At 65.6% G+C, this 12771-nt stretch carries 12 protein-coding genes; 1 reads left to right on the forward strand and 11 read right to left on the reverse strand.

Going from position 1 to position 12771, the window contains the following annotated elements:
• Positions 1-2: 2 nt before the first annotated feature.
• The 7 genes from C0Z19_RS19795 to C0Z19_RS19825 all read right to left on the reverse strand — a co-directional run bounded on the left by C0Z19_RS19795 (position 3) and on the right by C0Z19_RS19825 (position 9516).
• The gene (locus tag C0Z19_RS19795) at positions 3-878 is read right to left on the reverse strand and encodes a MinD/ParA family ATP-binding protein (protein WP_102611534.1); all 876 of its coding nucleotides are present in this window, start codon (positions 876-878) and stop codon (positions 3-5) included.
• Positions 871-2694: a flagellar biosynthesis GTPase FlhF gene (gene flhF, locus C0Z19_RS19800; RefSeq protein WP_102611535.1), complete on the reverse strand. Its 1824-nt coding sequence runs from the start codon at positions 2692-2694 to the stop codon at positions 871-873. Before flhF ends, C0Z19_RS19795 begins: the two co-directional genes overlap by 8 nt.
• Positions 2691-4793 (reverse strand): flagellar biosynthesis protein FlhA, encoded by a 2103-nt coding sequence (gene flhA, locus C0Z19_RS19805; protein WP_102611536.1) that lies wholly within the window; start codon positions 4791-4793, stop codon positions 2691-2693. Before flhA ends, flhF begins: the two co-directional genes overlap by 4 nt.
• Entirely contained in the window at positions 4790-5995 is a 1206-nt protein-coding gene (gene flhB / locus C0Z19_RS19810) for a flagellar biosynthesis protein FlhB (RefSeq protein WP_102611537.1), read from the reverse strand. The genes flhA and flhB overlap by 4 nt, the downstream gene beginning before the upstream one ends.
• A 278-nt stretch (positions 5996-6273) precedes the next feature.
• Positions 6274-7527 carry a DUF3443 domain-containing protein gene (locus C0Z19_RS19815; RefSeq protein WP_102611538.1) on the reverse strand — a complete coding sequence of 418 codons (1254 nt, stop codon included), beginning with the start codon at positions 7525-7527 and terminating at the stop codon, positions 6274-6276.
• Between the two features lie 21 nt (positions 7528-7548).
• Complete coding sequence (locus C0Z19_RS19820; RefSeq protein ID WP_102611539.1) at positions 7549-8058, reverse strand: DUF2844 domain-containing protein; 510 nt, start codon at positions 8056-8058, stop codon at positions 7549-7551.
• 411 nt (positions 8059-8469) lie between these two features.
• On the reverse strand, positions 8470-9516 hold the full coding sequence (locus C0Z19_RS19825) for a DUF3443 family protein (protein ID WP_233196216.1): 1047 nt from the start codon (positions 9514-9516) through the stop codon (positions 8470-8472).
• On the opposite strand from C0Z19_RS19825, the gene C0Z19_RS28765 reads away from it, so the two are divergent.
• Entirely contained in the window at positions 9497-9832 is a 336-nt protein-coding gene (locus tag C0Z19_RS28765) for a hypothetical protein (RefSeq protein ID WP_233196217.1), read from the forward strand. The two genes, C0Z19_RS19825 and C0Z19_RS28765, sit on opposite strands and share 20 nt — an antisense overlap.
• On the opposite strand, the gene C0Z19_RS19830 is transcribed toward C0Z19_RS28765, so the two are convergent.
• The 4 genes from C0Z19_RS19830 to C0Z19_RS19845 all read right to left on the reverse strand — a co-directional run bounded on the left by C0Z19_RS19830 (position 9810) and on the right by C0Z19_RS19845 (position 12738).
• Entirely contained in the window at positions 9810-10313 is a 504-nt protein-coding gene (locus C0Z19_RS19830) for a DUF2844 domain-containing protein (RefSeq protein WP_102611541.1), read from the reverse strand. The genes C0Z19_RS28765 and C0Z19_RS19830 overlap by 23 nt on opposite strands.
• 170 nt (positions 10314-10483) lie before the next feature.
• On the reverse strand, positions 10484-11188 hold the full coding sequence (cheZ, locus tag C0Z19_RS19835) for a protein phosphatase CheZ (RefSeq protein ID WP_102611542.1): 705 nt from the start codon (positions 11186-11188) through the stop codon (positions 10484-10486).
• 1 nt (position 11189) lies between these two features.
• Positions 11190-11585, reverse strand: a complete 396-nt coding sequence (gene cheY / locus C0Z19_RS19840) for a chemotaxis response regulator CheY (protein ID WP_102611543.1) — start codon at positions 11583-11585, stop codon at positions 11190-11192.
• Positions 11586-11637: 52 nt separating this feature from the next.
• Complete coding sequence (locus C0Z19_RS19845; RefSeq protein ID WP_102611544.1) at positions 11638-12738, reverse strand: protein-glutamate methylesterase/protein-glutamine glutaminase; 1101 nt, start codon at positions 12736-12738, stop codon at positions 11638-11640.
• Positions 12739-12771 lie beyond the last annotated feature (33 nt).

Consider the following 12771-nt stretch of genomic DNA (forward strand, 5'->3'; position numbering starts at 1 on the left):
TTTCAAGCATGCTGGCGCGCGGTCACCGTGTCGGCGAGCGCCGACGCCGGCATCGCCGTGCGCATCTTGGTTTCAGCGCGCGGCGAGCTCATCGCCGGGCGCATCGGCCAATACAACATTTCCGAGGCGACGTGACGGTAGTCACGCGCCGAATGAGCCGACGGGAAAGCGTCGACCACACAGCGTTTCAGTTCGAGCGATCGCTCCATCAGCGGATCGGCCGCCACACAGCCAGCGTCTTCGATCGACACCGACAGGTAGCGCGCCGCGACTTCGGCGAGGTTCTCGAACGTCGTCTGCGCATCCGCAAGGCTCGACACGTGATTGACGAGCACCCGGAATTGCGCGATCGCGTGTTCGAAGTGCAGGCGCTTCATACAGGCGTAGGCTTCCGTGATCGCCTGCGCCGCGACGCGCGTAACGATCATCACGTCGTGCGCCTGCACCGCGAGCGGCGAGAGCGCACCGTTTCGATCGAGTCGCGCATCGACGAGCACCACGTCAAACGGGCCAGACAGCAACGCGGCGAGTTGCCCGGCGCTATAGCCGGCGCAGTTCTCGCGCGACGCGGCCAATACCGAAAAACCCAGTTCGTGGCGCGCGCATGCCTGGCCGAGTTCGACCGTGCCGTCGAGCACCGCGCGCAGCGACCCCGCTCCGCGCAAGCCGCCGAGCATCGTCGAGACGCAGTTCATGCCGGGACGCTCGTCGATCACGAGCACGTCCTTGCCGAGCGCCCCCAGCGCCGCCGCCAGATTCACCACCGTCGACGTACAGCCGACGCCCACCGGGCCGCCCGTCACTGCGACGACGCGCGAACCGCTCTTCGCGAGCAGCCGGCGCAGCCCTTCTGCCTGATCGGTGACTTGTTTAACCAAAGCGAACCTCATGCAGCTCGGCGCTCGTCCGGCTCGACAACGCGGACAGCAGTGCAGGGATTTCATCGTCCTGCGGCACGAACGGCGAACCGTCGCGCGGAATGCAGAACGCACTCTTGATCAGGAACCTGCTCGTGGCGACGTACAGGTTCTCCGGCACCTTCTGCCCCGTCGACACGTAGTGGACCGGCAGCTTGTAACGGATCACCGTATCGAGCACGCCGCCGAGATTCGTCGCTTCGTCGAGCTTCGTCAGAATGCAGCCGGCCAACCCGGGTTGCCCTTCGGCGCTGCTGTATGCCTGGACCACTTCGTTGAGCGTGTCGCCGTGGCTCGTCGCGTTCAGCAGCAGCAGACGCTGCACGGGCAGTCCGGCGCCGCACAGCATCGCAATCTGATCGGAGACCGTGCGGTCGCGCTGACTCATGCCGATCGTGTCGATCAGCACGATGTGCTTGTTGCGCAGTTCGGCAAGCGCGAGCTGCAGATCCGCCGCATCTTTGACGGCATGCACCGACACGCCGAGGATCTTGCCGAAGATGCGAAGCTGCTCGTGGCCGCCGATCCGGTAGCTGTCGGTCGTCAGCAGCGCGACCTTGCTCGCGCCGAAGCGCATCACACAACGCGCGGCAAGCTTGGCCGTCGTCGTCGTCTTGCCAACGCCCGTCGGGCCCATCAACGCGAATACGCCGCCGCGCTCCATCAGCGCGTCCTCGTTCTCGAGCACGGGCAGATTCGCGCCGAGCACGTGATGCACCCACTCCATGCCGGCGTCGGTGGTCTCCACTTCAGGCATGCGGTCGACGACCATCCGTACGAGCTGGGCCGAGAAGCCCGCCGAGAACAGCGCCTTCGTCACTTCGCCTTCCACCGGGTTGCGGCGCTGGCGCTCGCCCCACATCAAGCCGGCGAACTGCTCTTCCATCATGCCGCGCATCGCGGACAGTTCGCTCATCACGGTCTGGTTGACGATCTCTTCCACCCGCGAACGGATCGCGTCGGCCACCGCTTCGGTTTCTTTCTCGCCCAGGCCTTCGAACGCCGGCTTGGTCACTCGCGGCGGCACCGCGCGACGCGCAGCCACGCGGGCGGCTTCGTGCGCCCAGTCGGGCACTTGCGCCTTCGCCAGTTCCTCGGGCGAGAGCACGCGGCCCGGTGCGCCGAGACCCTTGGCCGACGCGGCGGCCGGCGTCATCGCGTGGGCACGCGAGCTGTGCGCGGCGCGCTCGCTTTGCGCCGCGATGCGGCGCGCGTGGTCGATCAGCCAGGGATTCGATTCGGCCATCGTGGGCGCGTCGCCCTCTGCCTCGTCGGCGCCCGTGGCGCCGGACGTGGCCGACGTCGGCGCGCTTGGCGACGGGACGTTGGCGGCGGGCCGCGCGGCGAGACCGGTACGCCCCGTGAGGCGCGGCGCGGCAATCGCGGCGGCATCGGGCAATGCGGGGCGGCCTTCTTCGGCTTTCGCGCCGACTTCCGGGCTCGCGCCGAATACGGCCGAGAACACGTCGGGCATCCCGTTCGCGTACGGATTGGACGCCATCGCGTTCGGGTAGGGCGCAGCCGGCGCAGGTTGCGTGCTCGCGCTCAGCGAACCGCCGGGGTACGGATGATCGGGATTGGCCGGCTTGCCGGCCGGCGCCGCGTCGTGCGCGTCGGGTGCGATCTGCGCGAAGTCGGTATCGGCCAGCGCGACGATTTCGACGGTGCCGTCTTCGTTGGTCCGGTTCGACAACACGACTGCGTCCGCACCGAGGGCCTCGCGCACGAGACGCAGCGCGTCGCGGCTCGTTGCGCCGATGAATTTACGAATGTTCAAGCTTGACCCCCGATGAGGTTAACAACTTTGATCGTGCGCGTCTCGGGCACTTCGGCATACGAGAGCACTTTCAATTGAGGCAGGCTGCGGCGCAGGAAGCGGGCAAGCATCGCGCGAAGCGCGTGTTGCACGAGCAGCACCGGCGGCAGCCCGGTGTTTTGTTGACGGGTGATCGCCCTTTGCGTCGCCGTCATCAGCGTGTGCGCGAGGCCTGGCTCGAGGCCCGGGTTCGCGCTCGTCGAGAGCGCTTGCGAGAGCACACGCTCGAGATTCGAATCGAGACCCATGACCTGCATCTCGCCGTTGCCCGGATACCACTGCTGCGTGATCGCGCGGCCCAGAGCCAGACGCACAGTCGCCGTCAGATCGTGCGCGTCGGTCAACCTGCCGGCGTGCTCCGAGAGCGCTTCGAGGATCGTGCGCATGTCGCGGATCGGCACGCCCTCCTCGAGCAGGTTCTGCAGGACCTTTTGCAGCGTCGTGAGCGACAGCGTTTTCGGCACGAGGTCTTCGACGAGCGAAGGCGCATCCTTGCCGGTGCGCGTGATCAGCGCCTGCACTTCCTGGCGGCCGAGCAGTTCGGCCGCATGCTGCACGACGAGGTGGTTCAAGTGCGTGGCGACGACCGTGCTTGCATCGACGACGGTGTAGCCGTACACCTGAGCCTGTTCGCGCAGGTTCGTATCGATCCAGATCGCCGGCAGGCCGAAGGCGGGATCCTGCGTCGGCTGGCCCGGCAGCGCGGCCGTGACCTGCCCCGGATTGATCGCGAGCCACTGGCCCGGATACGCCTCGCCCACACCGACTTCGACGCCCTTGAGCGCAATGCGGTAACCGTTCGGACGCAGTTCCAGGTTGTCGCGAATGTGGATGACGGGCGGCAGAAAGCCGATTTCCTGCGCGAACTTCTTGCGGATGCTCTTGATGCGCTTGAGCAGTTCGCCGTCGGTGTTCTTGTCGACGAGCGGAATCAGGCGGTAGCCCACTTCGAGGCCCAGCGTATCGATCAGCGTGACGTCGTCCCAGCTCGCTTCGTTGTTTTCCGCCGGCGCGACGATCGACGGCGCGACATCGACGAGCGAGGTACCGGCCTTGGCCGCTTCGGCGCGCTTGTTCATCGTGCGGCCGAGTTGGATCGCACCGCCGCCAAGCAGCAGGAAGGCGAAGTGCGGCATGTTCGGAATCAGGCCGAGCAGCACGATGATCGTGCCCGTGATCAACAGCACGCGCGGGTTCGTGAAGAGCTGCCCCGTGAGCTGCGTCCCGATGTCTTCGTCGGTCGCGACACGCGAGACGATCACACCGGCCGCCGTCGAGATGATGAGCGAGGGGATCTGCGCGACGAGGCCGTCACCGATCGTCAGCAGCGTGTAGGTCTTGCCGGCCGACGCGAAATCCATCCCATGCTGAACGACGCCGACGATCAGGCCGCCGAACACGTTGACGACCATGATGATGAGGCCGGCGATCGCGTCGCCGCGCACGAACTTCGACGCACCGTCCATCGCGCCGTAGAACTCGGCTTCCTGCGACACGGCCTGGCGACGCTTGCGCGCGCCGTCTTCGTTGATGAGGCCCGCGTTCAGGTCGGCGTCGATGGCCATCTGCTTGCCGGGCATCGCGTCAAGCGTGAAGCGTGCGGCCACTTCGGCGATACGCCCCGCGCCCTTGGTGATCACCATGAAGTTGATGACCATGAGGATCGCGAACACGACGATACCGACGGCGAAGTTGCCGCCCACGAGAAAGTGGCCGAACGATTCGATCACCTGGCCCGCCGCGCCCGGGCCCGTATGGCCTTGGAGCAGCACGACGCGCGTGGATGCGACGTTCAGCGACAGCCGCAGCAGCGTCGAGAACAGCAACACCGACGGAAAGGCGGCGAAATCGAGCGGCTTTTGCGTGTACATGCTGACGAGCAGCACCATCACGGACAGCGCGATGTTGAACGTGAACAAGAGATCGAGCAGGAACGGCGGCAACGGCAGGATCATCATGCCGAGGATCATGCAGATCAGGATCGGACCTGCGAGTGCGCGCAGGTTCGTGCCGTTCAGCATCTGCCCCTTGCCGAAGAGGGTTCCGACGCGTGCGTTCATGCCGATGCTCCTTCGTTCGCGTCGCCGAGTGCGTCCTCGGCCTCTTCACGCTCGTCGGCCTCCGAAATCGGGCCCTTCTTGTCCAGTTCGGCCGGGACGTCGAGTTCGGTCGGCGCAGCCGGAATATCGCCGCCTTCCTCGCGGAACTTGCGCAGCTGGTAGACCCAGGCCAGTACTTCGGCCACGGCGTTGTAGAGGACGCCCGGAATTTCGCGATTCAGTTCGACGTTGTGATAGAGCGCTCGCGCCAGCGGCGGCGCTTCGAGCAGCGCGACGTTGTTTTCCGCTGCGATTTCGCGAATGCGGGCAGCCACGAGGTTCACGCCCTTGGCGACGACCTTCGGCGCGCGCATTTCGCCGTCGGCGTACTGCAGCGCCACCGCGTAGTGCGTCGGGTTCGTCACGACCACGTCGGCCTTGGGCACCGCGGCCATCATGCGGCGGCGTGCGATGGCGCGCTGCTGCTGGCGAATCTTGCCCTTCACGTGCGGATCGCCCTCGTTTTCGCGGTGTTCGCGCTTCACTTCTTCCTTCGTCATGCGCAGCTTCTTGTGGTACTGCCAGAGTTGATAAGGGACGTCGGCGGCGGCGATCAGGAACATGCCGGCAACGGTCGTTGCGCAGCAGGCGGCGACGATCGACATACCGTGCCCGATCGCCTTGTGCAGCGGCTCGGTCGCGAGCCCGAGGATTTCAGCCTTGCGATGCCACACGGCCGTGCCGCCGATCGCGCCGACGAGCAGCGTCTTGGCCAGCGACATACCGAGTTGGATCACGCCGTTGATCGAAAACATCCGGCCCACGCCGGCGACGGGGTTGAGCCGCTCGAACTTGAATTCGAAGACGTTCGGCGAAAGCAGCCAGCCGCCCAGCGCCATCGGCGCCGCGACCGCGGCCAGGGCTGTCAGCCCGAGGATCGGCGCCACCGCCAGCAAGCCCTCGCGGCCCGCGTTGCCGGCGCCGATCAGCATCCGGTTGGTGTCGACGAGCGCCGCGTGGTTGAAGGTGAACGCGCCGCGCAGCATGTGCTGCAAATGCAGACCGATTGGGCCCGAGAGGCCCCACACGCCAAAAAAGCCCGCCCCGAGCAGCGCGAACGTCGCCAATTCCCGCGAGCGTGCAACCTGGCCCTCCGAGCGCGCCTTCTCCAGGCGCCGGGGGGTTGCTGCTTCGGTTTTGTCGAGGTCGCTATCCTCTGCCACGGGAAATTTCTCCGAAAGAATCCCGGCGACATGCCGTTATCCAGTGAGAGCGATTATTCCCGCACAGGTCAATGGATGATCGGCGGATAAGGCGGGGGAAACGGGTGCATTTCGAGTGATCGGCGGTTGGCCTCCCGCGATGCGCCGCCGCGGCGGCCTCAACGAGAATCGATGCCGATTGCCGTCCCGAGCGGGAACAAAAACGGCGGACCCCGACACGGGCCCGCCGTCTGAAAGCAGGTCAACTGATAAGGCCCCGATAATTTCGGGGCCGTCGATCAGAAAGCGACGAACGGATTCGAGCCGCCCGAACCCGACTGATCCATACCGTAATAGACGGTGTGGCCATAGAAGAACGGCATGCCGAGATCGACGAACGTTGCGCCGTTGCCGAGGCTGCCGGCCAGGTTATTGAGCGCGAAATTGCCGTTCTGCAGCAATTGGGATGCGTTCCCGATCGACATCGTCAGCGTCATGCCGCCGGGCGCACCGGTCGTGTTCGCGTTGTAGCTCGCCACCGATACGTTGCGCGTCACGGTCCCGGCCGGGCAGTAGAACGCCGACGCGTTACCCGTGCAATTGGGCAGCGTGGGATCGGTGAAGAAGTAGGCATTGGACCCCGAATCGAAGAATGCGGTGATCGGGCCGCCGTTGAATGTCGCGTTGACGTCGCCGAATGCGTTGGTGGTTAGTTTCGTCACGGTGCTTGGCAACGCATTGTTCGTCTGTGTGTTGATGCCGAACGTGAGCGTGCCGGTGACCGTCGATTGGCCGCTCGGGGAAATGCCGGGCATCGACAAAATGACGCCGTTATTGTCATTGGCGAACTTCGAGACGGGATTGGTGACCTGCTGCGACACGGCAACGAGGGTTTGGACGCAATTGGCGCCGTTCGGGCACGCGTAATAGCTGCTGTTGCCCGCCGATCCGGCGGCGCACACCCCGCCGCAGTCATTGGGCGCCACGCCCACGCCCAGAATGCCGTTCGCGCCCAGCGCGGCCGGCGTCAGTTCGAGCGAGCCCGACGAGCAGTTGCCCGTGAGCACGGCGCCCTGCGGCATGTCGCCGACGATCTGAATCGGCAAACCCGCCGCTGTCTCGCCACTGATCTTGACGTCGGCCGTGCGGATCGAGCCCCAGGTGAACCCGTCCGCGAAGGCCGTGCATTCGGCCAACTGGGCGCCCGCCACGGCTTCCTTCGGCAAGGAGCCCAGGACTTGGCTGGCGGCGGAACTGGCCACCCTGAGCCCGAACGATTCGGTATCGACCTGGATATTGTCGACCGTCTGACACACGGTCGTCCCGGGCGCGCAGATCGTCACGCTGACGGTTGGAATGTTCGCCACGTTTTCCACGCCCGAGCCGACGGTCACGGTTGCCTGGTTCGCTGCGGGCGGTGTCCCACCCGAACCGCCGCCTCCGCTCCCGCCGCCCCCGCCGCCGCAGGCGGCGATGAGCGCCGTCACGACAGCCAAACCGAGCGCACCAAGCACTCGAAATACGCTGCTGTGTTTGCTGTGAGTAAGCGACATGGCGCTCCCTTCCTTCGCTCGTTATTTGATGTCCGCGCCCGTGATGCCGGCCGGCAATGCGCTCGGCAGCCATGCCTGGCCGAAGAACGAACCCATGTGCCCACCGGAATGCACGACCAGATTCGATTGCTCGACCGCGACCGGCCTGCGGCCTGGGCGCGCCGCCCGCTGCGCTTGCACGCTGCTCGCGTACTGCGGGAAATAGCCGCCGAGCAGGCTCTGCAGGTCGGGCATGCGCGGGCCATTCCACGCAATGCCGAAGACGTTCCCGTCGGCGCCGACGTACTCGCTCACCCGTGTGCCGGTGGCGAACGTCGTGGCTCGGACGGAATAGGCGGCCGCCGCCGCTGGCGATGCGCCCTGCATGGTCGAGGCCGCTCGGGCCGTGGGCTGGAGTGTGGTGGTGGTGGCGTCGGCGGGCGTGGACATCGGGCTGCCGCCTAGCGCGGCGCTGGCTGGCCGGGAGAGCGCCCCCAACGCGCAAAGGACGAACGCCGCGGACACGGCGGCGCAAACAGGACGATTCGACATCGGATCGGTTCCTCCGGGTTGGAGTGATCGGTCGCGTGACCGTGCCTGGACGGGCGGCGAGCGCCGTCGTTGCCGGCATTCCTCAGTGCAAATTTAGTACATAGACAGCGTGTGCGTAAGGACAATGAAGGCGCAAGTCGCGTGCCTGGACGATTCGAATCGTCCGTCCCTCGATGCGGGGAGCGTGGCCAAGGGCCAAGGGGCGTAAGGGGAAGCGCCGGGCGGTTCCCGGCGACGCGGCGCGATGGGGCTGGCCATCTGCCGTCAATAGAGCGGCGAAAGGGAATGGAAAGGAGCGAGGCAACTCGCAGAAACGGCGCGGCGCCAGCCGTCGATGGCTGGCGCCGCGCCGTTTTTCATCCGCGAGCGGCCGAGGTCGCCGCACGCCTACGGCGCGCGGACAGCTTCGCGCTAGAACGCGACGTATGCCGACGAGGCAACGCCGGCGCTGCCGCTGGAGGCGATGTCGTAACCGATGTAGACGGAGCGGCCGTAGAAGAACGGCATGCCGAGGTCGAGATCGCTGATCGCCGAGATCGAGCCGCCCAGATCGTCGAACGCGTAGTTGTTGCTGCTCAATAGTTGCGTGGCGTTGGCGATGTTGAGCGTGAGTGAACCCGTCGTACCGTTGAACCCTGTTACGGTCGCACCGCGCTGGACGGTGGACGACGGACAGAAGAAACCGCTACTACACTGCGCAATCGAGTTGTCGACGAAGAACAGGCCGTTCGAGCCCGAATCGAAGAACGCCGTCAGCCCGCCCGTGCCGGCCAGCGTCGCGCTTTGCACGTCGCCGTAGTGGTCCGTCGTGTAGCTGTTGATGCCGGAACCCGGCAAGGCATTGTTCGTCTGCGTGCCGATGCCGAACGTGATACTGCCCGTGACGCTCGTCGCACCCGCCGCCGCAACGGCGGGCATCGCGATCACGATGCCGTTGTTGTCGGTGGCGAAGCTGCGGATCGGATTCGACACTTGTCCGGCGAGCGGCATCAACGAACTGCTGCAGCTCGTGGAAGTCGGGCAGACGTAGTAGGCGCCGTTCGCGATTGTCGTGGCGCAATAGCTGCCGCAGTCGTAACGAGCGGTCCCCACGCCGAGAATGCCGTTCGCCGCCAACCGCGACGGCGTATTGTTCAGCGTGCCGGTTGCGCAGTGGCCGCTCGCCACAGCCGACTGCGACAGATCGTCAAGCACATGCACGGGTACGTTCGATGCCGTCTCACCGTTCATCTTCACGTCGGCCACGTGGACATAGCCCCAGGTGTACCCGTCTGCGAAGCCCGCGCATTCGGCCACCGCCGAGCCGCTGAGCGTTTCCTTCGGCAGCGAACCGAGGAACGTGCTCGCGGCGGCGCTCGCGAGCCGCAAACCGAACGAGCCCGTATCGAGTTGAATGTGATCGATCGTCTGGCATGTCGTGGTGCCCGGCACGCAGAGCGTGACGCTGACCATCGGCATGTTCGGGGCCGCGCCCGTCAAACCCGACGATACGGTGATCGCTGTCTGGTTGGCGGCGAGCGTCGGTGTGCCCGTGCCGCCGGTCGATCCGGTCGAAGTGCTGCCGGTGCTGGTGCCGCCCGTGCTACCTGTACCGCTCGTGCTGCTGTTTGTGCTGCCCTCCGAGACGCTGCTCGAACCACCGCCCCCGCAACCCGCCACCAACGCTACGGCCGTCGCCAGGATGAACGCGCCGAGCGTTCGGCCCCATTTGCTGTCGATTCGCAAGATCGTTCTCTCCTCGATCTCATTCGTTATTGGATATCGGCGGCGCTGACGCCGGCCGGCAGCGACTGGGGCAGATAGGCCTGCCCCGAGAACGCACCCATATGGCCGCCCGAGCGCACGACGAGCCCCGGCACTTCAAGGTTCAGCGGCCCGCGACCCGGATGCGCCGCGCGCAGTGCGTTGCGCGCGCTGTCAAATTGCGTGAAGTAGCTGCCGAGCAACGTCGGCAGGTCGGGCATCATCGGCCCACGCCAGGCGATGCCGAACACCGTTCCCGCCGTCGAGACGTACTCGCGCACGACGGTGCCCGACGACAAGGTCGTTTGCGTGACGGAATAGGAGGCACTGGGGGTGGCGCTCGCGGCACCCGATGCGGCGCGAGCCACCGGTGCAAGCAAGCGTGACGTCGCGCCCTCGGGCGGCGGGGTCGGCGTGCCGCCGAGCGCGGCGTGAGCTGACGGCAGTGCGTACAACACGCCGCCAGCGGCGAGCGTCGCGACCAACGTGGCGCGAATCGATCGACTGGGCATCTGTAGTCCTCGGAGGGTTCGTTTTCTTGGTTGTCACGCGTGTGGAGAGTCGCGTGCCGCCGCAGATCGGCCGGCACGTAACGCTATCACAGGCGCACCCGGTAAAAACAGGAGGCGTCGTTCGATTTTCAGAGTCCGAACCCCGAAATCGAAGTCGGAAAACAGTGCGTTCAGAACCCCAGGCTGGCGAGCAGATCGTCGACGTCCGATTGATCCTGCACGACGTCGGCGCGCCCTTCGGGATTGATCTGCGGGCCATTGAGCAGGTGATCGGGCGTACCGGTCGCGCTCGGTTCGGCGGCCAGCGCCGCCGCCGTTTGCGCGAACTGCTCGCGCCGCTCGGGCGCGATGTTCTCGACGAGCACCGTCAGCAACTGCTGCTCGATGATATACACGACGTCCATGATCTTCTTGATGACCTGTCCGGTCAGATCCTGGAAGTCCTGCGCCATCATAATGTCGAGCAGTTTCTGATTCGTGGCCGAAGTCGCATCGGGCACGCGCCCGAGGAAAGCGCGCGTATCGGTCATCAACGTGCGAACCTCCTCGCGCTCGATCGGGGCCGCGTACCAACGCTCCCAACGGCTGTCGAGTTCGGCCGCATCGGCCTGCAACTTCTCTTGCAGCGGCTTGGCGATATCGATGGCCGTCAGCACGCGTTCGGCGGCCTGCTCGGTCATGTTCGCGACATACTTCAGGCGGTCGCGCGCGTCGGGCACCGCCTCGGCGGCTTGCTCGACATGCTTGTCCAGACCGAGCTCGCGCATCGAGTCGCGCAGCGTCTTCGTCAATTGCCCGATGCGGGCAAGAATACGATCGGTCGTCAGATCGGGGCCTTCCGCGCCATCCGATTGGAAATTGCTGGCCTCGTCCACATCAGCTCCCGGTCTTCGCCATCTTCTCGAGAATCTTCGTCAGTTTCTCGTCGAGCGTGGCGGCAGTAAACGGCTTCACCACGTAGCCGCTCGCACCGGCCTGCGCCGCCGCGATGATGTTTTCCTTCTTCGATTCGGCCGTCACCATCAGCACCGGCAAATGCGACAACGCCGCGTCGGCACGGATGCGCTTGAGCATTTCCAGACCGTCCATGTTCGGCATGTTCCAGTCGGAAATCACGAAATCGAAGCCGCCGCCCTGCAGGCGCGACAAGCCCGCCGCGCCGTCTTCGGCTTCGTCGACGTTCCCGTAGCCAAGCTCCTTCAACAGGTTGCGGACGATCCGGCGCATCGTCGGAAAGTCGTCCACCACCAGGATTTTCATACTTTTGTCCATCTTCGTTCCCTTTAACCTTGATTGGTCGGCGCAAGATACCGGGCTGGCCCGATCATACGCGCTGCACTCGATCGCCCATCGCCGCGAGACGTGCCATCACCCTGCGGCTCATTTCCGATAAAGGCGCGACCTCGTCGGCGCCGCCGAGCGCAATCGCCTCGCGCGGCATGCCGAAGACGACGCAGCTCGCCTCATCCTGCGCGAGAGTGTATGCGCCCGCATTTCTCATGTCTAACAATCCGGCCGCCCCGTCGCGGCCCATCCCCGTCAGGATCACGCCCACGGCGTTCTTCCCGGCGTGCTGGGCGGCGGAGCGGAACAAAACGTCGACCGACGGACGGTGGCGGTTGACGGGTGGGTCGTCCGACAAGTGCGCAATGTAATTCGCGCCACTACGTGCAAGCAACAGATGTGCATGGCCAGGCGCAATGTAAGCATGGCCCGGCAAGACGCGTTCGCCATGCTCCGCTTCCTTCACCGTAATCCGGCACAAACCGTTCAGGCGCTGCGCGAACGACTTCGTGAAGCCGGGCGGCATGTGTTGCGCGATCAAGACGGCCGGTGCATCGGGCGGCAACGGAGTCAGCACTTCGCGAATCGCTTCGGTGCCGCCCGTCGAAGCGCCGACGATGATCAGCTTTTCGGTACTGACGAGCGGATTGTTGAGCATCGGCGCATGGGCCGCGGCCGCTTGCGCAGCGCCAGCCCCGGCGGCGGCCGGCACTGCCGTACGCGCACGCACGCGGGCGCGCGCGGCGGCGCGAATCTTGTCGGCGAGCTTTTCGGCGTAATCGAGCATCCCCTCGCGAATGCCGACCTTCGGCTTCGTGACGAAGTCGACGGCGCCCAGTTCCAGCGCACGCAGCGTGATTTCCGAACCGCGCTCGGTCAGCGAAGACACCATCACGACCGGCATCGGCCGTAGACGCATCAGCTTCTCGAGGAAGTCGAGTCCGTCCATGCGCGGCATTTCGACGTCGAGCGTCAGCACATCGGGGTTGTGCTGCTTGATCAGTTCGCGCGCGACGAGCGGGTCCGGCGCCGTCGCGCAGACCGCCATATCGGGTTGAGCGTTGATGATCTCCGTCATCAGGCTGCGAATCAGCGCCGAGTCGTCGACACACAATACTTTGATTTTCTGCACAGCGATCATGCCTCCCTGGCGAGGCAACGAACGAAGTGAGCT

Origin of the sequence: Trinickia soli (assembly GCF_002879855.1) — a bacterium.
Classification (GTDB): Bacteria; Pseudomonadota; Gammaproteobacteria; order Burkholderiales; family Burkholderiaceae; genus Trinickia; species Trinickia soli.